The organism is Mesorhizobium sp. G2-6-1 (assembly GCF_055809095.1).
Genome location: NZ_CM147896.1, coordinates 389,215 through 411,930 on the forward strand (window position 1 = coordinate 389,215; position 22,716 = coordinate 411,930).

At 55.7% G+C, this 22,716-nt stretch carries 20 protein-coding genes, 1 tRNA gene, 1 pseudogene and 1 riboswitch; of the genes and pseudogenes, 8 read left to right on the forward strand and 14 right to left on the reverse strand.

From position 1 onward, the window contains the following. Nucleotides 1-227: 227 nt before the first annotated feature. Nucleotides 228-1,379 (reverse strand): porin, encoded by a 1,152-nt coding sequence (locus AC0L7S_RS01845; protein ID WP_473472811.1) that lies wholly within the window; start codon nucleotides 1,377-1,379, stop codon nucleotides 228-230. Between the two features lie 449 nt (nucleotides 1,380-1,828). Here AC0L7S_RS01845 and AC0L7S_RS01850 point away from each other — a divergent pair. Continuing rightward, nucleotides 1,829-1,919: transfer RNA gene (locus tag AC0L7S_RS01850), tRNA-Ser, on the forward strand. Between the two features lie 351 nt (nucleotides 1,920-2,270). On the opposite strand, the gene AC0L7S_RS01855 is transcribed toward AC0L7S_RS01850, so the two are convergent. From AC0L7S_RS01855 to AC0L7S_RS01880, 6 genes are all read right to left on the reverse strand, one after another. Further along, nucleotides 2,271-5,462, reverse strand: a complete 3,192-nt coding sequence (locus AC0L7S_RS01855) for a type I restriction endonuclease subunit R (RefSeq protein WP_473472812.1) — start codon at nucleotides 5,460-5,462, stop codon at nucleotides 2,271-2,273. A 36-nt stretch (nucleotides 5,463-5,498) separates the two neighbouring features. Continuing rightward, nucleotides 5,499-6,593: a TIR domain-containing protein gene (locus AC0L7S_RS01860; protein ID WP_473472813.1), complete on the reverse strand. Its 1,095-nt coding sequence runs from the start codon at nucleotides 6,591-6,593 to the stop codon at nucleotides 5,499-5,501. Further along, nucleotides 6,590-7,096, reverse strand: a complete 507-nt coding sequence (locus tag AC0L7S_RS01865) for a restriction endonuclease subunit S (RefSeq protein WP_473472814.1) — start codon at nucleotides 7,094-7,096, stop codon at nucleotides 6,590-6,592. Before AC0L7S_RS01865 ends, AC0L7S_RS01860 begins: the two co-directional genes overlap by 4 nt. After that, nucleotides 7,096-7,848: a restriction endonuclease subunit S gene (locus AC0L7S_RS01870; RefSeq protein WP_473472815.1), complete on the reverse strand. Its 753-nt coding sequence runs from the start codon at nucleotides 7,846-7,848 to the stop codon at nucleotides 7,096-7,098. Before AC0L7S_RS01870 ends, AC0L7S_RS01865 begins: the two co-directional genes overlap by 1 nt. Beyond that, entirely contained in the window at nucleotides 7,841-9,406 is a 1,566-nt protein-coding gene (locus tag AC0L7S_RS01875; RefSeq protein ID WP_473472816.1) for a class I SAM-dependent DNA methyltransferase, read from the reverse strand. The genes AC0L7S_RS01870 and AC0L7S_RS01875 overlap by 8 nt, the downstream gene beginning before the upstream one ends. 306 nt (nucleotides 9,407-9,712) lie before the next feature. Continuing rightward, a complete protein-coding gene (locus tag AC0L7S_RS01880) occupies nucleotides 9,713-10,258 on the reverse strand; it encodes a hypothetical protein (protein WP_473472817.1) in 546 nt (181 codons plus the stop codon). Nucleotides 10,259-10,370: 112 nt separating this feature from the next. Between AC0L7S_RS01880 and AC0L7S_RS01885 the strand changes: the two genes are divergently transcribed. Further along, nucleotides 10,371-10,742, forward strand: a complete 372-nt coding sequence (locus tag AC0L7S_RS01885; protein WP_473472818.1) for a hypothetical protein — start codon at nucleotides 10,371-10,373, stop codon at nucleotides 10,740-10,742. Nucleotides 10,743-10,887: 145 nt separating this feature from the next. On the opposite strand, the gene AC0L7S_RS01890 is transcribed toward AC0L7S_RS01885, so the two are convergent. The 6 genes from AC0L7S_RS01890 to AC0L7S_RS01915 form a co-directional block, all read right to left on the reverse strand. Continuing rightward, nucleotides 10,888-11,847: a site-specific integrase gene (locus AC0L7S_RS01890; RefSeq protein WP_473472819.1), complete on the reverse strand. Its 960-nt coding sequence runs from the start codon at nucleotides 11,845-11,847 to the stop codon at nucleotides 10,888-10,890. After that, nucleotides 11,837-12,928 carry a hypothetical protein gene (locus tag AC0L7S_RS01895; protein WP_473472820.1) on the reverse strand — a complete coding sequence of 364 codons (1,092 nt, stop codon included), beginning with the start codon at nucleotides 12,926-12,928 and terminating at the stop codon, nucleotides 11,837-11,839. The genes AC0L7S_RS01890 and AC0L7S_RS01895 overlap by 11 nt, the downstream gene beginning before the upstream one ends. A gap of 342 nt (nucleotides 12,929-13,270) precedes the next feature. After that, nucleotides 13,271-14,500 (reverse strand): hypothetical protein, encoded by a 1,230-nt coding sequence (locus AC0L7S_RS01900; RefSeq protein WP_473472821.1) that lies wholly within the window; start codon nucleotides 14,498-14,500, stop codon nucleotides 13,271-13,273. A gap of 40 nt (nucleotides 14,501-14,540) precedes the next feature. Further along, a complete protein-coding gene (locus AC0L7S_RS01905; RefSeq protein WP_473472822.1) occupies nucleotides 14,541-14,747 on the reverse strand; it encodes a helix-turn-helix transcriptional regulator in 207 nt (68 codons plus the stop codon). Nucleotides 14,748-14,846: 99 nt separating this feature from the next. Continuing rightward, entirely contained in the window at nucleotides 14,847-15,347 is a 501-nt protein-coding gene (locus AC0L7S_RS01910) for a hypothetical protein (RefSeq protein WP_473472823.1), read from the reverse strand. After that, nucleotides 15,344-16,402: a tyrosine-type recombinase/integrase gene (locus AC0L7S_RS01915; RefSeq protein ID WP_473472824.1), complete on the reverse strand. Its 1,059-nt coding sequence runs from the start codon at nucleotides 16,400-16,402 to the stop codon at nucleotides 15,344-15,346. Before AC0L7S_RS01915 ends, AC0L7S_RS01910 begins: the two co-directional genes overlap by 4 nt. 563 nt (nucleotides 16,403-16,965) lie before the next feature. Here AC0L7S_RS01915 and AC0L7S_RS01920 point away from each other — a divergent pair. Continuing rightward, the gene (locus AC0L7S_RS01920) at nucleotides 16,966-18,075 is read left to right on the forward strand and encodes a pyridoxal phosphate-dependent aminotransferase (protein ID WP_473472825.1); all 1,110 of its coding nucleotides are present in this window, start codon (nucleotides 16,966-16,968) and stop codon (nucleotides 18,073-18,075) included. Here the strand turns inward: AC0L7S_RS01920 and AC0L7S_RS01925 are convergent. Beyond that, entirely contained in the window at nucleotides 18,015-18,668 is a 654-nt protein-coding gene (locus AC0L7S_RS01925; protein ID WP_473472826.1) for a histidine phosphatase family protein, read from the reverse strand. The two genes, AC0L7S_RS01920 and AC0L7S_RS01925, sit on opposite strands and share 61 nt — an antisense overlap. A 299-nt stretch (nucleotides 18,669-18,967) precedes the next feature. Continuing rightward, nucleotides 18,968-19,116, forward strand: a riboswitch (adenosylcobalamin (AdoCbl) riboswitch). Between the two features lie 4 nt (nucleotides 19,117-19,120). On the opposite strand from AC0L7S_RS01925, the gene AC0L7S_RS01930 reads away from it, so the two are divergent. From AC0L7S_RS01930 to AC0L7S_RS01950, 5 genes and pseudogenes are all read left to right on the forward strand, one after another. Further along, nucleotides 19,121-19,330, forward strand: coding sequence for a CbtB domain-containing protein (locus AC0L7S_RS01930; RefSeq protein ID WP_473472827.1), 210 nt, complete (start codon nucleotides 19,121-19,123; stop codon nucleotides 19,328-19,330). A gap of 114 nt (nucleotides 19,331-19,444) precedes the next feature. Then, nucleotides 19,445-20,185, forward strand: coding sequence for a CbtA family protein (locus AC0L7S_RS01935; protein ID WP_473472828.1), 741 nt, complete (start codon nucleotides 19,445-19,447; stop codon nucleotides 20,183-20,185). A gap of 2 nt (nucleotides 20,186-20,187) precedes the next feature. Next, on the forward strand, nucleotides 20,188-20,793 hold the full coding sequence (locus AC0L7S_RS01940) for a hypothetical protein (protein WP_473472829.1): 606 nt from the start codon (nucleotides 20,188-20,190) through the stop codon (nucleotides 20,791-20,793). 149 nt (nucleotides 20,794-20,942) lie between these two features. Further along, nucleotides 20,943-21,584: a TetR/AcrR family transcriptional regulator gene (locus AC0L7S_RS01945; RefSeq protein ID WP_473472830.1), complete on the forward strand. Its 642-nt coding sequence runs from the start codon at nucleotides 20,943-20,945 to the stop codon at nucleotides 21,582-21,584. Further along, nucleotides 21,553-22,715 (forward strand): annotated as a pseudogene (locus AC0L7S_RS01950) (isovaleryl-CoA dehydrogenase). Before AC0L7S_RS01945 ends, AC0L7S_RS01950 begins: the two are co-directional and overlap by 32 nt. The last annotated feature ends 1 nt before the right edge of the window (nucleotide 22,716 follow it).

Consider the following 22,716-nt stretch of genomic DNA (forward strand, 5'->3'; position numbering starts at 1 on the left):
ATGCGGGCGGAATACTCGGCGCTCTCGCATTGTCAGGCGCTACTGCGCCTTTTTCGTTAGCATCTAAAAAGCTGACACCGTGAACTAGTTATCGTTCCAGATCAGACCCGATGCCTCGCCAAGACGACGTCCCGCGCCGCTATCGCGAATTTTCAATTGCCGCCAATTGAAACAAAACGGCCCGGACACTTGCGTGTCCGGGCCGAATTCAAACAGTCAAGACTGTCTTAGAACGAGCGCTGGAAGCGTACGATACCGCCGATGGCGTCGTTGCCAGCAACAGGAACACCGGTCCAGTTCGATACACCGGAATTGATGTAATCAAGTTCAGCCGTGATGGTGAGACCAGGAACGATGTCATAGGCGATATTTGCCGCTGCACCGAAGTTCTTGTCGTCATCATACGAGAGCTGGGCGTTCAAAGACGTCTTCTCGTTGATCTGGTAGGAACCACCGCCCCAAACAGCCCAGTTTCCGCCCCAGGCCTTGTAGAAGTTGCGGTCGACATTCTTGTCTGAACCGTAACCGCCCATGAGGAACAGGGTCAGCTGGTCTGTCGCCTTCACATCGAGACGAACCTTGCCGGCCCACTCGTTGAAGTTGCTGTTATAGGCAGCAACGGCAGAAACGCTACCCCAGCCCTGCGTATACTTCACGCCGCCAACGACATGCGGCATATAGCTGTCGATGACATTGATGGTTGGGTTTGCGGTCAAAGCCCAAGAAGCCGGAGGTACAAAGCCAGCAGCCATGCCGCCAGCCGTGCCGATCAGGCTGTAGCCGTTATTGCCCTGCTCGAGCGAGACAACTGCCGAGAAACCGTTGCCGCCGTCGAAGTAGTAGCTGACCAAGTTGGTAGCGAACCCACCGTAAGGTACCAGCGTATCGTTGATGACGTTACCGGCATAACCCGTGAACGTATCAAATACCGATTCATCCAGACCTACGCGCAGACCACCAAGCTGGATATAGGCGAAGTTCAGCGTAACACCGCTGGTGCCACCGTTGGCGAAGTTAAAGCGGCTTTCGGTGTACGTCTTCAAGGTACCCATCTCGGTCTCGGAACCAGTCCAGGTCCGGAGCGAAAGACGGCTCAAAGTGCTGTAGCTGCGACGTGGTGCATTCGTGCGCGCATCAAAAGTACCGCGACCGTTGAATGAACCAGCCTCGCCACCGCTGGCCTGTACACGGACATAGCCGCCAACGCGCAGGCAGGTTTCGGTGCCGGGGATGTAGAAGTAGCCCGCGCCGTAAACGTCGCAAATCTTGACGTATTCAGCGGGTTCCGGTTCGGCGACGACGACAGCGTCGGCGGCGCGCGCAGCGGAGACTGCGAGCAGAGCCGCAGCGGAGCCGAGAAGTAGGCTCTTAATGTTCATTTTCTGACCTCCAGTCAAAAGTTAAAAAACGGGTCTGGGTATTTTTTGCTGAAGGACAGCGTTCCCTGCCCCATCCCCACTACTGAAAAAAGACACGCACCGCGTCCCTTCTTCGGATGTGACATTACTCATCGCTCGACAGCGTTCAACTACGATCATGCCATTGGAAAGGCGAACGGGGTGCTATCCATTGTTGTTGTTGCACAAATGACACGATTTGCGGTCTCGCGGAAAGCACTCATTAACCATAGAGGGGTGGAAACGCCAGAAAAGCCCGGATTTTCCGCAATTTCGGCGATTCGACGAGAGAATCAGTGCTTCGGACGCGCAACTTTGGGGCTGCGCACAATGAATGGCAGGGCCTTCACGCTGGCCAATGCTGTTTTTTCAAGGATAATGCGCCATGCTTATTGCGTGCGCGCGTCCTTTTCTTTATCCAGCGCCGCAACGGAGAGGTGGCCGAGTGGTCGAAGGCGCTCCCCTGCTAAGGGAGTAGAGGTCAAAAGCTTCTCGTGGGTTCGAATCCCATCCTCTCCGCCATGCCAATATTAAATATTGCATGATAACAAGTAGTTATAACCAATTAAGAATAATTGCCCCACGTTTTGCCCCACGAATGACAAGGCGTATTGGGCTATCTATCCTGGCGGAAAGAGTGCCGCTGTCTCTCGTGCTCTCTCGTCCGCAAACGCCCAGTCGCGACCAGCATTTCCATAACGTCCTCGACACTCTCTCGCCGTTTCGTTGTATTTCTACTGTCGAATATGATCGCGAGAACGTTGGTTGGTACTGGGACATTGGCAAAGACGTCGAGAACCAGCCTGATCTGCTCCGCACCATTTCGGGCATTGAGCCATATCCAGCAAATCGAAGTCAGATGTGCCGATATGCTCAGCTTCCGGCTTCTGCGCTTTTAAACGTATATGATTGCTGTTTCGCAGAGATGCTGACTTCTCGCAACATAACCTCGGCCTGTGCCAGCACGGTCTGCACGGCCTCCTGTTCGAGGTCGGGAGGGTAGCCGTATTTTTTCAAGATGCGTTTGACGAGAACGCGCATACGGGCTCGGGCGCTGTTTTTATGCTGCCAGTCAACAGAGGCCGACCCTCGCATCTGCTCTACCAGTTCATGCGCTATGATGCGCAGCTGCTCGCTACCCATCGCCTCAACAGCACTGTCGTTCTCGGCAAGCGCGTCGTAGAAGGCAAGTTCCTCCGGCGACAGCCCATGTTCCTCACCTCGGGCTGCGGATGCCTTGATGTCCTTCGCCAGTGCGATCAGCTCCTGGATCATCTCTACCGTCGATATGGCGTTGGCATGGTAGCGGGCAACAGCCTCCTCCAGACGCCGGGAGAATGATTTGGTCTCGACCACGTTGGAGTGTGACCGGCTCTTGATTTCGCCGTTGAGCAGCTTCTTCAGCGCCTCCAACGCGAGGTTCTTCTTTTCCATGTGTTGGATTTCGGCGAGGAACTCGTCTGAGAGGATAGAGAGGTCCGGCGACTGGATGCCTGCCGCCTTCAAGATGTCCACGATCTCGGCATTGGCAACAGCCTGATTGAGTAACTGCTCGACGGCGAAACTCTTGGCCTGATCCGACATCTTGCCAGTCGCCGTGGTTTTGACCAATGCCGCCCGAACAGCCTGAAAGAAACCGACTTCATCGCGAATGGTCCGGGCCGCATCGCTGGCCGAGGCAAGGGCGTAGGCTTTACTCAATTCCAGAACGGCGTCTTGGTAGCGGCGGTGCGCTTTCTTCTTCTCGTCTACGCTCTCTACCTTGGCCGCTTCCTGCTCCTGCCATTTCAATATCCAGTCGATGGCATCAGCAAGGGCAGCAAGACGCTGGCGCGGCTGGCCGGTGATGCCAAGAGTGTAATCGTGACCGTGGTACATGCCGCGCACGATGTCGTATTTCTCCATAAGGACGGCAACGGCTTCTTCCTCATCAATGCCGGTCTTGTCCTGATCGGATTTGGTGTACTGCCCGAGAGCATTCTTCAGGTTTTGGGCGATGCCGATGTAATCGACGATCAAACCGCCTGGCTTGTCTTTGAATACGCGGTTGACGCGGGCGATTGCCTGCATCAACCCATGGCCGCGCATCGGCTTATCGATGTACATGGTGTGCATGCAGGGCGCATCAAAGCCGGTCAGCCACATGTCGCGCACGATAACCAACTTGAGCGGATCATCGGGATTGCGGGCCCGCTTGGCGAGTTCATCTCGCCGCTTCTTGTTGCCAATATGCTGTTGCCAGTCGAGCGGATCGGATGCCGATCCCGTCATGACGATCTTGACCGCCCCCTTGTTGTCATCCGCGGAATGCCAATCAGGTCGTAAGGCGATGATCTGGTTGTAGAGGTCTACGCAGATACGGCGGCTCATACAGACGACCATTGCCTTGCCGCTCATTCCTGCAATACGGGCTTCAAGATGATCGACCAGATCAGCGGCAATCTGTGACAGGCGCTTTTCCGAGCCGACCAGCCGCTCGACGGTCGCCCATTTCGCCTTCTGTTTCTCCTGCTCCGACATTTCGTCGTCTTCGAGGATTGCCTCAATTTCGGCGTCGATGCGCGGCTTTTCGCTCTCATCCAATTCGATGCGGGCCAGTCGGCTTTCGTAGAAGATAGGAACCGTCGCCCCATCCTCGACGGCGCGGCTGATGTCGTAAACGTCAATGTATTCGCCGAAGATCGCGGGCGTGTTCACGTCATCCGCCTCAATCGGCGTTCCGGTGAAGCCGATGAAAGAGGCGTTGGGCAAGCCCTGTCTTATATAGTGCGCATAACCATAACGGCGCTTGCCGGTCGTCTTGTCGAGCTTGGCGTCGAACCCGTACTGGCTGCGATGCGCCTCGTCTGCGATGACGATGACGTTGCGCCTGTCGGTCAACACGGGAAAGCTCTCTTCTCCGGCCTCGGGCGAGAATTTCTGGACGGTGGTAAAGATCACGCCGCCGGATGCCCGATTCAGCAAACGGCGCAGCTCGTCACGGCTATCAGCCTGCTCCGGTGTTTGACGAATGAGATCACGGCACAGGCTGAAAGTCGAGAACAACTGATCGTCCAGATCATTACGGTCTGTCAGCACAACCAACGTCGGGTTCTGCAACTCTTTCGACCGCACGATCAGGCCACCGAAGAAGGCCATCAACAGGCTCTTGCCCGACCCTTGCGTATGCCAGATCACACCGATCTTGCGATCACCATCAGGACGCGCCGCCTCAATTGCGCTCGCCAGCGCCTTGGTCGCGCCGTGGAATTGGTGATATCCGGCGATGATCTTGAACGGGCCTTCGCCTTTATCGCCGAACACGATGAAATCGCGCAGCAAGGTGAGAAAACGGTGCCGGTCGAACACCCCGCGCAGCAGCGTTTCCATTTCGCGAGGACCGTGGGGCGTGAAATCGCCTTCCGCACCCGTCACGGTGCGCCACGGCATAAAGCGTTCCTCGTCCGCCGTTAGCGAGCCAATGCGTGCCAGCATGCCGTCAGAGGCGATCAGGACCGCATTGGTGCGAAATAGCGACGGTATCTGCGCCTTGTAGGTTTGCAATTGGTTGAACGCGCCGGTGATATGGGCGTTCTCAGCGCCTGCGTTCTTCAACTCGATGATGGAGAGGGGCAGGCCGTTGACGAACACCATGATGTCGGGGCGGCGGTTATAGCGGCCCTCGACCACGGTGAACTGGTTCGTCACCAGCCAATCGTTGTTGTCCACATTGTCGAAGTCGATCAGCCAGACTTTATCGCCCCTGATTTCGCCGCCATCGACATGGAACTCAACATCGACGCCCTCGGTCAACAAGCGGTGAATGCGCCGGTTCTCCTCGACCAGCGAGGGCGTTTCCGTGATGAAAAGCTGCTTGATCGCTTCAGCGCGGGCTTCGAAGGGGATCGTTGGATTGAGCCGCTCAATTGCCGCCGTAAGCCGTGTGGTCAAAATGACATCGGAATAGGCAGTGCGTTCCGGCGCTGTGCCGTCCGGCGCAATTTGGCTGGCGCTGGCGTAGGTATAGCCGAGATCGGCAAAGATGCTGAGCGCCGCTTGCTCAACGATGTCTTCGTTTATGGTCATGCCAACAGCCTTCGCACAAATCTTAGAGGTAAGCAGTTAGAACGGTATTTCATCATCCGCCTGCGGCTTGATCTCTACGATTTCTGCATGATGAATTTCGATTTTTTTGCCGGTACATTTCTCCAGAAAACTCTTTAGTCGCTGATATTTACTCGTTAGGTGTCCCGCATTGTAAAGTTGGTCATTGATTTTGAAGCCTGCCTTTATCTGTTCGAACTGATCGTCATCTAACTCCTCAACTACGCCCGCCATACGGTCGAACCGCATCTTTGCCTCGGAGAAGTCCGGTGAATTGACAAATGCGTTGATGAGGGACTGCTGAAGACGACGTTTCTGCCCAACTTTTTCAGCAAGCAGTTCGTAGAGGGCAGGCACGGATGCTGATGGATTGGCGAGGTTCCCTCTCAACGCTTGTTCTGCACCAATGAAACCTCTTGGATCGTGCCGTTCAAGCTTCAATGAGATGATCGGTACGCCCTTGCCCAAGGCATATCCAACCTCTTGGTTGGTCCATACACTTTCATGGAAATCGTCTGTGATGAACGTAAGCATTACCTCCATCGTCTGGAGGCCTTTAAAAATCTCTTTCTGCCACGTAGTCATTGGCTGGATGGTGTCGTGAGCAACGAAGGCCGATACCCCGTATGTTTGCAGTGCCTCGGCAAGAAGCTTTGCGGCAGCCTTGTGGTCGTCGCGGTGGCTGATAAATAATCTAAGATAACCGGGCATCCAAAAGGGAACGGTTTCCGGCTCTATTTGGGCTCGTCTAGAGAATGGAACAGATTTCTGAAATTCGAGATCGCTATCGTCGGCTAGTTCGATGTGCACGGCACGAAAATGCTCGTTTTCAACGGCAGACGCACATTGCTGTAAATCGTCACGGATCGTACCACAGAGCTCGGCTTGCCGGTCAAATCCAATCATCATCAGAATTTTAGGCGGAAGAAAGAGCACCACATCGTGGCCGTAGGTGCCGCCATTCCAATTGTCATAGTCGATTGCCTCTCGCACAACGTATCTAGCGGCTTGCAACACGAGACGCAGTTGATTGGTCCCACACCGTGCATACTCAATATCCAACCGCCGCAAGTACGCTCCCACTTTCGATGGGAGGAAATACGCAGTACTCATTCCGCTGCCTCGACAACCTTATCTTCTTTTGAAAGACTTATTTCTCCGGACATAAGCTTGGGGAGCAGTAGGTCTCGGGTCGAAGCGAGTGTGCAGTTTTGGGCTAATCCTGCCTTAATCCTCGCAAAGAGCCCATCAACAATTCCTTCGAATGCCCGCAGGATATGGGGTGTCGCATTCACTAGCTCGATACCCTCAAACGTACCACGTGTGATGGTCGAAAACACCGACCCATGTGCCATTGCCTTCAATCTTTCGACAACCCCTTGGCTCGCGAGATAGACAAAATAGTCTCCAACTCCGTCCAAACCCTGAAGAGCATAGCAGGATTGGTTGAAGGTCATATCACGACCGGCGACAGCCAAGTTGCCAACAGTGCCTCTGGCTGAAATGATAGTCGTGCCCGCTCTGACGGTTCGGGTTGAGCTTTCAGCCAAACCCTCTTGAGTGATAGATTTCACGGTAGCGAGGACGAATACGGAGCCTACCTGCGGAGTATCCACTACCGAAAACCAAGGTATGTCACCGCCCCAATACGCGGGAACGGAAGTTTTTGGCGTCCCCCGCCGGTAATGCCAATCATCCTAGCAAAGCCTTCATTACGCCACCCTTCAGGCAGTCCATCCTCACCCAGCATGACCGGAAACATTTCCGCTAGTTGCCGCGCCCGGGCGGGATCGCTGACCAGACCGCCCATGATCTCGACGGGATCAGTCACGCCGTCGATCTTCCGGCGCGTGGGGCCGAAATCGACAAACCAGTCACGGAAGATCGCCTGCGCCATCGCCTCCAGCGTCTCGGACATGCGACGGTTGAGCTCGATCTTGTCATCGAGAGAGCCGAGGACAGATGCAATCGTATTCTGCTCCTCGATGGGTGGAACTTCTATATCGCGGACATAGACGGCTGCCCGTGTTGTAGATGGGATTGGCGAACCATCATCGATCTCACCAAGCCGGTGATGTACAACAGCGTAGTATAACCAGCGCATATTCATGTCGCGCTTCGGCTGGACGTAATACGCTGTATCAATCACAAAAAAGGGGGCGTGCGAATACCGGACCCCACGATATGCACCCTTTCGGCCCAGAATTATTCCGGGGCCGGGTGCCAACGCCTCGGTATGCCAACCAACAGGACCATTCGAACCAAAAACACGATAGGGGGCCGTTGCGTTCTGGTAGCCACGGATAGCCTTGCCGTACTGGAGTTTGACTTCATCGCCCCATTTGCTCCTACGCCAACTTTCAGGCATTCATCGAAACCTTGCCGAGTAGCAAATTAATACGTTCCTCAAATGCCCGGCCTTCGGCAAACTGCGACTGCAACTGCCCCCGCAGCGCGTCGAATTTCTCAGCGAACGACACACCGTCATCCTCGATGTCAGCCGCGCCGACATAGCGACCCGGCGTCAGCACATGGCCATGCTCACGAACGTCAGCCAGCATAGCGGATTTGCAGAAGCCGGGTTCGTCAGCATATTCGGCCCAACTATTTTTCTCCCGCGTCTCCGGCTTGGCCCGCCAGCGATGATAGGCACCCGCGATCTTGTCGATATCGTCGGCGCTGAACTCCTTGCGGACACGATCCACCATAAAACCCTGCTTGCGGGCGTCAATAAACAGGATTTCACCGCGCCGATCCCGATGTCCGTTGGCGCTTTTGTCTTGTGACAAAATCCACAGGCAAGCCGGGATTGGCGTCGAGAAGAACAACTGACCTGGCAGAGCGACCATACAGTCCACCACATCAGCCTCGATCATCGCCTTGCGGATGTCACCTTCACCGGATTGCTGCGACGACATGGAGCCGTTGGCCAGAACAACTCCACCCGTGCCACGTGGGGCGAGATGATGCAGGATGTGCTGGAGCCAAGCGAAGTTGGCGTTGCCCTTCGGAGGTGTGCCGTATTTCCAGCGGACATCATCCGCCAGTCGTTCTCCGCCCCAATCGGAAATGTTGAAGGGCGGATTGGCGAGAATGAAATCTGCCTTCAGGTCGGGTAGCTCATCACGGTGGAAACTGCCCTCGTTGTTCCAGCGGATATCGGCATCGATCCCCTGCACGGCAAGGTTCATCTTGGCCAGCCGCCACGTGGTATGGTTGATCTCCTGTCCATAGACGGCGATATCATCGCGCCGCCCGCCTCGCTCCTCAATGAACTTTTCCGACTGGACGAACATGCCGCCCGAACCGCAGCACGGATCGTAGACACGGCCCTGATAGGGCTCCAGCATTTCGACCAGCGTGCGCACAACCGACCGTGGTGTGAAAAACTCGCCGCCGCGCTTGCCTTCCGAACTGGCGAAACCCGACAGGAAGTATTCGTAGACACGACCCAGCAGGTCTTTCGCCTTGTCGGTGCTGTCGTGCATGCCGATGTTGGAGAACAGATCAATCAACTCGCCCAACATCGTCTTGTTCAGCGTCGGGCGGGCATAGTTCTTGGGCAGAACACCCTTCAACCCCTCGTTAGACGGAGCCTTTTCGATAGCATCCATCGCCTCATCGATCAGCTTGCCGATTTCGGGACGCTTGGCGTTGGCTTGCAGGTATGACCAGCGGGCTTCCTTCGGCACCCAGAATACGTTCTCGGCCAGATACTCTTCCGGGTCTTCCTCGTCGGCGTATTCATCGGCGGCCAGCTTGGCGTGCTGCCCCTCGAAGGCGTCGGAAATGTATTTGAGGAAGATCAGGCCAAGTGCGACATGTTTGTATTCGGACGGCTCCAGATTGCCCCTGAGCTTGTCGGCTGCCTTGAACAAATCCGCCGTAAAGCTGAGATCGCCGTTATTATCTTTCTGGACTGCCACTTCATCCCCCAAATCAGCAGGGCGAAGTTAGTTCGCGCAATGTGCAGTTGTAAAGGATGATGTTGCCTGAGTGATGCCGCGTGCAGCCGCAGTCAATAGGTACCTCATAGGCTCTGATAAGTGAAGGTTATCGGAGGTTAGAGCACTTTCTGATGAGAGGTTTTTTTAATAGACTTAAACAAATAAAAATGGCCAGAAACATAAAATGGACGGTGTCGTATCATTACACCTCCACGATCCATGGCAGCTAGTCTTATTTTCGTGTTCGCTAAACTGCGCCCAAGCCACATCTGTCATTGCGTCCCCTTAGTGGAAGTACCAACCGGGCACCCAGAGAGCGAGGGTACCGCTTGGCGTGTCTATCGCCATTTCTTTGTAGTCCGCGACTTTGCTCATCAGTGTCACCTTCGTATCTCGTTTCACGACGATGCATGACAACTGGTTGGCCAAGTCCATCCTTCTTGCACTGTACAGGTTGATCCAACGATCAACGTCCATGATGTTCGCGCAAGCTGGGAGGTCGATAGGGGCTGACTGCACATTCGGATTGCCCTCTGGTTCTTCTTCCTCGGGAGTACGGCCTTCGCTGTTATTGTACTGCGTGGTCATATACTGACTGACCGCCGCTACCTGCTCGACACCATCAGCCTTGATTGCGTCGTCCTTCTGGCTGTAACAGAGGTCTTCGGCTTCATCGGGGTGGGCATACTGCTTGATCTGATCCGACCAGCAGCTCATGTACGCATCCATCTGAGGGCTGAACTCGGCTGTCCTGCCCTCGGTGACAGAACCAAAATTAAACGCCATAGCGATGAGCCAAAAGTTTATGTTCAACAGGAGTACACGGGTCATATGAAATCTCGTAAGCAATTTCGACTTCTTCTCTTTTCGGATTGTACTTACGTTAACTTGCAAATGGATTACGGAATTTATCATAAGTCGAAATAGCATCATCGCTGCTCGATTGTCTGCTCGCCTGCTCCTTCACCGGGAGGCAACATGGCCGTGTCTACGAAATGGGTTCGGCAGTCTCGTTGCCACCTATCCAGAGCGGATTTTCATCACTCATGAGGCACTGGTCAAAACGGTTGAACTGAATGCAAACATTGCGTTCAAAATCGAAACTGTTGTTACAGACGCCCGCTACCCGGTCATTGAACGTCTAGCGGAGGCTCTCGGTGTTGATCCTGCCAAACTTTTCACCAGCGAAATCCCGAAAGGGGCGATAAACCGGGGTCCAATGATCGACTTAACGACACGGCTTGCAGGTCTATCGGCTAACGATCTGCGCTGGATCACGGGGGTGGTAGAAGCCGCGTTGCGCAATCGGTCATAGGATCGCCGCCGCATTTTCGGTGAACATGTCACCATCACGAATGTAGCGGTTGAGCATCGCATCGGAAGCATGGCCGGTTTGCTGGCGGATTTTCCACGTGCTTGTGCCTGCCATAGCCGCACTGGTGGCCAAACCGGCGCGGAGGCTATGACCGCTTGTAAGGATTGGTGTCGAAGCCCGCCGAGCCTGCCAGTGCCTTTACGATAATAGACAACGCTTCACCGGACAGTCGCTGTGCAGAGATGTGGCCATGACGATTGACGCAACGAAAGATCGGGCCATCCTCGATACCGGCGTGATCTAGCCAGTTGGCTAGATGCTTGACCGGACACCATCGGGTTCTTCCGAACGGGATGCCGATCTTGCGCCCCCGGCCATTCTGGTCCGATTTTGATTTGCGCAAGTTGATGACAATGCCCTGTCGCACATGCTCGATGTCGGCAACGTCCAGGCCCACCAACTCGGAACGTCTGAACGCGCCCGCGAAGCCGATGAGCAACAACGCTTTGTCCCGCACGTCTTTCGTTCTGTTGCCCATCTGAGCCAATATCTCGAACAAGTCTTCTCGCAAGATCGGCTTGGCCTCGCGCTGGGCGGTGCCGATTGTGCGTTTGATCCCACGCATTGTCGCCTTCACGACTTCAGTTCCACACGGACTGTCGGCTCCTATGGCGCGGTGCGCCTTGGTCAATGATGACAATCGCCGTGTGATTGTTGCCGCGCCATGAGTGACTGAGAGTGCAGCAAGGTATTCTGCGATCCGCTCTGGTGAGGAAGGGATCATGCCGCCCCACGCCTCGAAATGACGCAGATCAGCCCCATAGGCTCGTTTGGTCGCTCCACTGATGGAGTTGTTGACCAGTTCTCTGATGGCCGCTGGTAGGGCTGGAAATTGCGAGGTAGGTACTTCTCGCTCGAATGTAGGCGCACCTGTCCGACGATGGTCAGTGCAATTAATTGCACAGGATGTTTCTTTCAATGCTGCCATCCATCCTGTGCAATCAAGCATACCGACACTCGGATTAAATTCCGATTTTACCAACGGCTCGCATTTTACCGAACCGTCGATTTTCTGCTGGGTGTGGCCGACGCGCTCAATGCCCATAAGTCGCCTCCCGCGCGTCATTCAGGAAGTTGACGTCACTCTGCAACAGGGTGAGCAGGGTCGCGGCGTCTTCGGGCGGAAACGGCCAGCTATCGAAATCAGCTTGCCGTCGTAACCGTTCTCCTGTCGTCCAGATCATGCGATCCACGACAAGCCCCGCCTCGACCCGGAATTGCGCATGTCGCAAGACGTTCATCCGGTCACCCGATGCAACATGCGTCCGTATCCATTGAGCGGTAGCGCAATCTGTGTTGAGGAAGCGTACCAGCGCCCTGCGGCCTTCCCGGCTAAAGCCGTCTAGCGCCCAGCTTGGCACGCCGCCTATATTTTCCTCGGGTGGAAATGGGTCGGTGCAAAGTTCGGCCTCGCTGCCGTCGAGTTTCCGATGCAGCAATGGCAGGAAGGCAGTGAACGGTTCGCGGGTCAGACGGTATGCCTCGCGTGCAATCTTGCCGAGGCTGTGTGGGGCAATCTCGCACAACATATCGAACAGGGCCTGTGGACGCCCTCGACGTCTCTCCAAATTGCTGCTGGTCACCATGTCAGTTCCCATCAAGTAGCGCACCGCTATGGCGCGGCGTTCTATCGTCTCATCCGCTGCAATTAGATCGTACAGGTCACACATGGGTAGTTCGGCAAGTTCCAGCCTGTCCTCGCGCCATCTCGGAACGTCTTCCGTTGAGACGTATAGATCGTCACAGGAGCGGCATTTCTCTGCCGATGCCAGCCGGGTGATGATCAGGCCAGCAAGGCGGTCCTCACCAAAACGTTGTTCCAGACGCCGTCGATGCGATGCAGCGGCAATGGTCTGATACACCGCGTCGAGGTCGCCAAGGCCAATGTCTTCGACCGCGATGATGACGAGCCTGCGCCAGAGCCGTTCCTTCGCACCTTTCAGAAAGTGGGCTGCGGCGGCAAGCGCGAGATCAGTTCGACCGCGCCTTATGGATTTCTGTAACAGGGCGGCAGCGACCCCCGGTGAAACTATCGCCGGAATGCTGGCTGGATGCTCTGGGTGATGATGTTGAATGTCGCGTTCGATGTCGGCCAATACCGACACAACAATTTCTGGTCCGTTCAAGTCGCCCTCCATGGCTTGTTTGCCGGGAGGGGGCTGGATCATCCGAACCCACTACGAACTTTAGCTAAGAACCGGGCTAGGAAAAGGAGAAATTCAGCGGGCACCGCGTCTCGCCAGCACGTGCCTCAATGTGGCATCATTTTGTGGCCCCGCAAACGGTCACTTACCCTATGGTTTTATTAGCGCGCCGGGCGTAGTCAGTCCGAAACTCTCCTTGTCTACTTCCTTTTCCAGACAATGTGCCCGGACAAGGGGTGGATGGGTCTTAGCACACATATGGCCCTCTCGCTTGTCTAGGCACATTTGACGGAAAAATGGACAAATTAATCAATCAAGACAGTGCTATGATCTACGGTGCGATGGTTCGGTGAGGCCGCGCCTGGGAGCGATAACATGCCTGACAAAAAGTCTGCGATGAGCGATTTCGTTATCAGCTCCCCGGACTTCGGCAGGTACATGCGACCATGGTACATCACCGAACATCACGATGCTCGGAGGAGCGGCTACGTCTATTTCATGGGCCACCTCCCATTTTCCGTCACGCCGCTCATCCTCTTCCTCGTCGCTCAACTCAATCGTGTCGAGTGTTGGCAACAATCGCTCCTCTACTTCAGCTCGTTCTCGCTGTTCCGAAATCATGCGATTAATGCTTTCCTGGCGCTTTTCTCGTCCAAGTTTTTCTCGCTTTTCCTGATCAAGATTTTGACTAGCCCGCTGATGTCGTCGTTGCCACATAGAAACGGCGACGTCAGTGAATTTTAGTAGAAATTCGACTTGCGGCACCTGGGGCATGTTGAATGCCCCTGCTTCGTCTCTAGCGAGAGAGGTGAACGCATTCCACGAGGAAACAACCTCGACCAGTACCACGTTCCCTGATCCTTCCGGGCACCTCATTGCGAATTGTTGCAGTTGTTTCCGGTTGGCCAGCGTTAGCGTGACATGCCGATCAAAGCGTGTCCCCACTTCGTTCTTCCAAGTCTCTTCTATAATATTTCTTCCTCGAAATCCTTGTGTAGAGCTTTCGGGATCGAATGCGGTATCGCTCAGCGAACCGCTTTGCTTTTCCTTGTTTCTTTCCTTGTTATCTTCTCTCTTTTCACAGAGATGCGCAGATTTGCGCATCGGTGCTGCGCGTTCCGACCCATCGCCTAGTTGCGCATCTCTGCTTGGCAAAGGTGCGCTTATCGGAGGCGCGCGCCTCCTGTCGCGTACCCGATTTGACCCGACAGCGCCTGCGTAAACGGCCATCACCCCAGTACGGATGAGGTCAATGGCTTTGTCGGTAAGACGCAGATGGGTGATGCGGTGGCGGCCAAAATGGGCCTGCGTTGTCTCAATCAGGTCGCTCCGACGCAGACTGGTAATGGCACGCCGGTATTGATCGGTTGACAGGCCGGTTTCCTGACACCACACGTCAGCCCTTTTGGCGATCCAAATGCGACCATCATCGAAAACGTCGATGCTGGCCTTCTCCATCCAATAATTCGCTCGATAGAGAACAGCACCAGCCGCTATGGTGCTTGCCATTCGATTGCACACACCTTGCAACGGATTTTGTTTCGGCGTTTTCATTTCCTGACCTCCTGTCGATGGTTTGCCGTGGCGATAGCGATCATTGTGCCGTTGACAGCCGCTCTCGCTCGTCCATCCACGCTGACAGTTCGGCGAGCCTGTAGATGACGATCCGACGACCAAGCTTCACATAAGGTGGCCCGTCGCCCCTCATCCGCATTTTCGCCAGCGCCGAAACAGATAGTCCGAGGTATCTGGCGGCAGCGGTAGTGCGCAGGTTCTGTGCAATTGAAGTTTGGTAATTCATTTGAGGGCATCCTCGCTGTTGATGATGCCGTGGAGGTCACCAGAGGTTCCGCCACATATCTATCGCAATCGCGGGACTAATTTTGCGAAAGATCGCCCGTCAGCTCCTGCATGTAATCGAGTTCGACAATTGAAGAAGGGGAGGAGCCTCATCGCCGTAGAGGGCGATCTGGAAGTTATATTCGAGGCCCCAGCAGAACATCTCCATTCCGGGCTGCATGAGCAGCTTCTTAACAGCGTAGTACGAGCGTCGGACGGTGGTCCAATCAGCATGGTTGTCGCCGACGAGATATTCGCTGGCCATATGGAAGGGGACCAAGCCTTTGTGTCCTGCGGCACGATACCGGCGAACAAGGACGTAGCGGACGTAATCGCGCTGCAACGAGATGAGATTGTGCCACGCGCCATCTGGTCCCCCGACGGGTTTCGAGCGAAACCGATCACGTAGGGCATCGTATGTTTCTTTCGCCATCTGGCTCGCGTTCTTCGGCATGGCTGCCATCATTGCATGCAGGAGGATGTCCGCCGGGGAGCCGCTGCCCTTCGCGATCTTTGCGAGAGATCGGGTAATGTCTGCGTAGTTTTTGAAGGGGCTGGTCATTGGGTCGTGCTTCCGGCCTCGGCGTTGGCCCTATCACTGCTGAACACATACGCCGCCCACTTTGTCATCAATTCCCGCCGCCGTTCCAGCAGGTCGGATCGCGCGTAGGCCAGCTCGGTCTTGTCACCCACCTTGTGCGCCAGCGCCATCTCTGCAATCTCGCGTGGCGCAGCGTTGTTCTCGGAGCACCAATCGCGGAACGATGACCGAAAGCCATGAGGCGTGAAGCCTGACCGGCCCATGCGCTCGATCAGCTTGGCAAACGCCATGTTCGACAACGGCCTGTCGGTCTTATCGCCGGGAAAAATAAACGGCCCTACATATTCCCTGCAATTTTCCAGAACGGCCATTGCCTCCGGGGCGAGCGGTACGCGATGCTCGCGCTTCATCTTCATACGTGCCGCTGGCACAGTCCACACGCCGCTGGTCCAGTCAATTTCAGCCCATGTGGCGAGCCGTACCTCGCTGGACCGTAATGCCGTCAAGATCACGAACTGGAGCGCCTTGGCTGACACCGCACCGTCCTCGCGATCTCGAAGGGCGCAAACGAATTCGGGCACAGCCTGCCACGGCAGCGCTTCGTGATGCTTGACGCCGTGCGATTGTCTCGGGAGCGCCTTGTCGACCCCCTCCATCGGGCTATCACCGGAACGGTGACCGGCGGCCTTTGCCCAGTCGAACACCATGCGCATACGCTGCTTCAGCCGCCGCGCGGTCTCCTCCTTCACCAACCAGATGGGCATGAGCACGTCGAGGACATGGCGGCTGCTGATCTGATCAACGCGGAGGTTCCCGATGGTCGAGAAGGCATAGGTGGTCTGCGTGTTGATCCACTGATCGGCGTGCTTCGGGTTCCGCCATGTCTTGCGGTTCGCCTCCCAGACCTGCTGGGCCGCCTCCCGGTAGGTCGGGATTGTCTTGTTGCGTCGGCGCTCATGCAGCGGGTCCACGCCCTCACGTGCTGCCTTCCGCATCGCGTGGGCTAGATCACGCGCCTCGGCGAGCGTCACGACGGATGCGGAGCCAAGGCCGATGTCCTTTCGCCTACCTTGCACGGTGACGCGGAGAAGCCATTGACGAGACCCCCTTCCCGTACATGCAGGTAGAGCCCTCCGCCGTCCGCGTATCGTCCGGGCGTAATCAACTCCCGTAATTTCTTAATGCTCAGACCTGCCATGCCCCACAGTTTGCCCCACGATTGGCCGTCCATCAAGGGGAATATTGTGAAACGCAATTGCTTTCAACATGCAGCTAACTGCATGTAAATACTGATACTTACGGCTTCGTGTGGTATCTTGTGGAAAGTAGGTTGAGATGCCATCCTCTCCGCCACCAAGATAGCGTTCGCCATAATTTTAATATAACATATTGTTTATAAATAGTTTTTTAGTTTAGACATAGAGATTCACCAACTGTATGCCAACCCTATCCAATTGTGGTTGGCGTTCTCAACCTGTCTATCCGGGTCACGTTGCACGACGAACGCCCACGCAATCGCCCAGCGATCAACCCCTTTGCCAACGCTCTATTTCTTTGATCGAGCGTCGGGTATTAGCGAAAATCGGATTCCACTTTTCATTCCGATGTTCTAGAACCGCGATAAATCAGGCTTCTACCCATGCGCAAACGCCCTGCCCTTACACCGATTGTCGGCTTGCTGCCCGCCACCGTTCCGTTTGTCGGGCCGGAAGCGCAGGAGCGGGCGAGCGGGCGTGCCTTTCGGGCGCGCATGGGTGCCAATGAAAGCAGCTTTGGGCCTTCTCCGCATGTGATCGCCAAAATGGCAGATGCTGGGCGCGACATGTGGATGTATTGCGACCCCGACAATCACGATCTCAAAGCGGCATTGGCGGCGCATCTTGGCGTGGCCACGCAAAATGTCGTGATTGGTGAAGGCATTGACGGCCTGCTTGGCCTGATAGCCCACATGTATGTTGCACCAGGCGACGCCGTCGTGACTTCGCTCGGCGCATATCCCACCTTCAATTTCCACATTGCGGGCGTTGGCGGCAGGCTTGTCGCCGTACCTTATGAGGACGATCGCGAAAGCCTCGATGGCCTGCTGGCGGCTGTGCGCCGGGAAAATGCACCGCTGGTCTATCTGTCCAACCCGGACAATCCGATGGGGAGTTGGTGGGATCACTCGGAATTGGATCTCTTTATCGCAGCCCTGCCCGAAACCACGTTGCTGGTGCTCGACGAGGCTTATGGCGAATTGGGACCGGCCTCGGCGCTGCCCGCACTCGATGTTACGCGACCGAACATCCTGCGGATGCGCACATTCTCAAAAGCGTATGGCCTTGCCGGTATTCGCTGCGGCTATGCCATTGGCGAAGCGCGGTCAATTGCCGATTTCGAGAAAATCCGCAATCATTACGGCGTCAGCCGCATGGCGCAAATCGCCGGCGAAGCCGCCCTTGGCGATCAACCCTATCTGCAAAGCGTCGTTGCGCGTGTCGCAACCGGCCGAAAGCGAATTGCCGAGATCGCCACCGGGAACGGCCTTGTTCCTCTGTCTTCGGCGACCAATTTCGTAACAATCGACTGCGGACGCGATGGTGCATTCGCCCTCAAGCTGCTCCAGGCGCTGCTTGCACGCGACGTTTTCATTCGCAAGCCAATGGCGCCCGGCCTCGACCGCTGCATAAGGGTCAGTGTCGGCCTCGATCACGAACTCGATATTCTTGCCGAAGAACTTCCCGGCGCATTGGCCGCAGTAGCTGGCTGAACTTCGTCACGGCCTGCACGTTTCGATACGAATTGGTTGACCGCTCGAAAGGTCCAGCGATTTCCGTTGTTTGAGAATGCGATCATGCTGAAGGGTTCGATGTCGATGTTCCAGAAAGCTTGCAGCGGCGCCTCCAGCACGTGAAGCATGGCAGCGCGCATCACCGCCGCATGGGTGATTGCAACTGTATGGCCACGCTCACCCAGCAAACCATCCATCAAAGCTGCGACGCGCTGCGAAAGATCGGCAAGTGATTCGCCGCCATGCGGTGCAGCGGAACTATCCGCGCGCCATTGCACAATGGCGTGGGGCTGCGCTTTTTCGACTTCGGCAAGGCTCTTGCCCGCCCAAATGCCGAAATCCTGATCGCGCAGGGAGCCATTGTCGATCCCATCCAGCGACAATGCCTGCGTAGTCTGGCGCGCCCGACGTGTCGGGCTGGTCCATACCCGTTCGATGTGTCGCAAGCGCAAACCCAAGCCGTCCAACGGCGGCGCCGCACGCGAATTCTCCAAAGGTTCATCCAGCGGAAACGAACCATTGCGCGTTGCCGCTGTTGCACCACAGCAAATCATCGACAGGCGTGCGCTCATGAAAAATGCCTCAATGGATTCGAGCGAATTCGGTGGCACATTATAGCAATTTCAGGAAGAGCGACCTCCGATTTTCCGCCCATGATTGCCTGAAAACAAATAGTTGGAACGGCTCATTGATTTCATCAAAAGCTGAAGCGCACCAGGACCACCTCTTTTCAAGGAAATCATTGCGGTGGTGCGGGCATGGTTTGATCGTCAACATCTCACCAATTGAGGTGGCCTTATGTTCCCCAGTGGTCCAGCAAAGATCATGCGGTGTATCATCTGCAATCCGTTGACAGCCTCATAAGTGCCGGATACGGTTGTTTACGTTACGAGATTGGAAGCTGGTGAAATTCCAGCACGGTCGCGCCACTGTGATCGGCAAAATTACATTTTGCCGGAAGTCAGGCCTTCTCTCGTTGCGTACGCTTTCTATTAACGGGACGCAGCATCCCAGGAGACGCACCATGTCCGACACGACCCTCGCACCTGTCATTCACACTGCTCCGATTCCCGTCCGGGAAATTTTGCCATGGGCGATTTTTGGCGGCCTTTTGTTGATGCTTGCCATCTATTTCATTGGTGCGGAAGAAGGCGCGACGACGCTTATCAGTGGTCTGAATACGCATGAATTCGTTCATGATGCCCGCCATCTGCTCGGCTTCCCCTGCCATTAATGCAGTTTCGATTTTGATTGAGCCGGTAATCCGCCCCAATCTTTTATTTTCACGCGATTTTGGATGAGAAACGGGTTTTCGCTTTTCCTGAAATTGCTCGAAAGGCTGTAAGTCATGGTTGGCAATCTTCTCCTTCGCGGGATGCTTGTTGGCATCCTTGCCGGTTTGTTTGCGTTCGGCTTTGCCCGTATTTTCGGCGAACCACAGGTTGAACGCGCCATTGCCTATGAAGAACAGATGGCGGTGGCAGACGGCGCGCAAGCCGAGGCAGAACCCGAAGCAATCAGCAGAAGCACGCAGGCTGGTATCGGTCTGCTGGTAGGCTCGGTCATCTATGGCGCGGCCATCGGCGGCCTTTTCGCGCTCGTTTTCGCCTATGTTCAAGGACGGATCAGCACGCTGGAACCACGCGCCACGGCGGCGTTGCTTGCGCTGGCAGCATTTGTTGCCGTGGTTCTTGCGCCTGCAATAAAATATCCTGCAACACCTCCAGCAGTCGGCAGCGGCGACACGATTGCGGCGCGTACCGAGCTGTTCTTCGTCATGCTGGTGTTTTCCGTGGCTGCGGCTACCGCATCAATTGCCTTGGCGCGCCGCCTTTGGGCACAGCATGGCGCATGGAACGCCGGGTTAATCGGCGCGGCGGCCTTCGTTGGTTCGATCGCGGCGGCGCAATATGCCTTGCCGACGATCAACGAGGTGCCAGATGGCTATTCGGCTGATCTTCTATGGCGTTTTCGTACATCATCACTCGGCATGCATGCCGTCTTGTGGACTGTGATCGGGCTTGGCTTCGGTGTCGTGGCTGAGCGCAGTTTTGCAGGCCGCCGGTCCGTCAGCCGGTCAACGCGCTGACAATGATGCGGCTGCGGCGGGCCAGTTTCCTCGTTTGCACTTTAACACTGTCGTGTTTCGTCTCTGCCTCGGCCTTTGCGCATCGCTCCAGCACGGGCGGAAATGAAAGCGGGCTTGCCATTCCCGGCCTTTCGCACGGTCAAATGGCGGTGATCGCGACTTATAGAGGCGATATACTGGAGTTGGCAGAACGCCAAAACGTCACAGACGAAACCTTCAGACGATTGCTCAATTTTGGCAATATCCAGTTCACCTACTGCCTATGGGGACTGGTCCCGGCCAGCCTGCGCGACGAAAGCAGCCCATTCAATGAGTGCAGCCACGCCTATCTTTCGGCGGTCCATGCGCTTCTGCTTCATATGCGCGGCATGGAAACCAACACGGGGGCGGTCGAAGCGCTGATCTCGCGTATCGATGCCGATATGGTGCGCAAGCGTGCGTCATTCGTGCAATGCCAATTCAGCGGCGAAGCGTTCAATACCGCCGAGATCGTTTCGCCGATGTGGCGCGATGTACCATCCCACCCGCCTAGCCTCATCGCTTTTGGGCTCGTGGCCCTGTCGTTGACAGCCGGCGGCATCGGTTTGACGGGAAAGCGCCCGGCATAGAGCGGCGAAAGCGTCTGCCCCTCCCCAGCCAAGCCAAGTCGGCTTCAGGCCAACAGCCATGCTATTTATAAAACGAACTTGTGCGCGCCGATTTCCATATCTTGAATTAATTGAACGTTTGTTTTATTATTTTGCAATGTGAGGGGAAAATGGCGCGAACAACCGGTTCCGATGGCGAAAAGACTGAAGCGGCCATCCGCAATGCGGCAGTCGAACTGATTGCGCGCCACGGCTATGAAGCCGTCTCGATGCGGCAACTGGCAGCAGAGGTTGGTGTGCAGGCAGCAGCGCTTTATCGCTACTTCCCAACCAAGGAAGATCTTCTGTTCATCTTGATGCGTGAACATATGGATGCACTACTGAAGGCATGGAATGCAACGCGTCCTGCCTCGGCGGAGGCCGGTGCCCGGCTCGTTGCCTATGTCACCAATCACATCGCTTTCCATATTGAGCGGCGTTCCGCTACCCACATATCCAACATGGAATTGCGCAGCCTGTCGCACGAGCGGCTGACACAGATACTCAAGCTGCGCGCGACTTATGAAAAAGAGTTGCGTGCGATCCTGCGTGACGGCGTCGATGCCGGTGCTTTCCTCATCGAGGACACCGGGCTGACCGCCATGGCACTCATCCAGATGATGACCGGCGTCATTGTCTGGTTCCGCCCCGGCGAGCGGCTTACCGTTACCGGGGTAACAGAAACATATCTTTCAATGACAATGCGCCTCGTTGGCGCAACAATGGGCCGGGAGCAAAACCATGTACACGCACGCGCTCAACTTCGGGCTTGATGAAGACACCACAGCGTTGCGCGACCTCGTTCAGCGTTTCGCCACTGAACAGATAGCGCCACTGGCAGGTGACATCGACCGCAGCAATGAATTTCCGCCGCATCTGTGGCGAGAACTCGGGGCGCTTGGCCTTCTCGGCATCACAGCCGATCCCGATTTCGGGGGAACCGGCATGGGTTATCTCGCCCATGTCGTTGCGATGGAGGAAATCAGCCGGGCTTCAGCCTCCGTCGGTCTTTCCTTTGGCGCGCATTCCAATTTGTGCGTCAACCAGATCAACCGTTGGGCGACACCTGCGCAGAAGGAGAAATACCTGCCTGCGCTGTGTTCGGAGAGAAAATCGGCGCACTTGCGATGTCCGAGCCCGGATCCGGTTCCGATGTCGTATCAATGCGTCTGCGCGCCGAGAAGAAAAACGACCGCTTTGTACTCAATGGTACCAAAATGTGGATTACCAACGGCCCGGATGCCGAAACAATGGTCGTTTACGCCAAAACCGATCTCGACCTGAAATCACGCGGCATCACCGCTTTCATCGTTGAAAAGGCGTTCAAGGGCTTTTCGGTAGCGCAGAAACTGGACAAGCTTGGAATGCGCGGTTCCAATACGGGCGAACTGGTATTCGACAATGTCGAGGTGCCATTCGAAAATATACTGCATGAAGAGGACCGCGGCATCGAGGTTTTGATGTCGGGCCTTGATTATGAGCGCACTGTGTTGGCTGGTGGCCCACTTGGCATTATGGCGGCTTGTCTCGATGTAACGGTGCCCTACGTTCATGAGCGCAAACAGTTTGACAGACCGATTGGCGATTTCCAGCTCGTGCAAGGCAAACTCGCGGATATGTATACGACGATGAATGCCTGCCGCGCCTATGTCTATGCGGTGGCTTCGGCCTGCGACCGGGGCGAAACGACCCGCAAGGACGCTGCGGGTTGCATCCTCTTTGCGGCTGAAAAGGCGACGCAGATGGCATTGGACGCCATCCAGTTGCTAGGTGGCAATGGCTATATCAACGACTATCCGACAGGCCGGCTCCTGCGCGACGCCAAGCTTTACGAAATCGGTGCCGGCACCAGTGAAATCAGGCGTTGGCTGATCGGGCGCGAAATCATGGCTGAAGAGATATAAT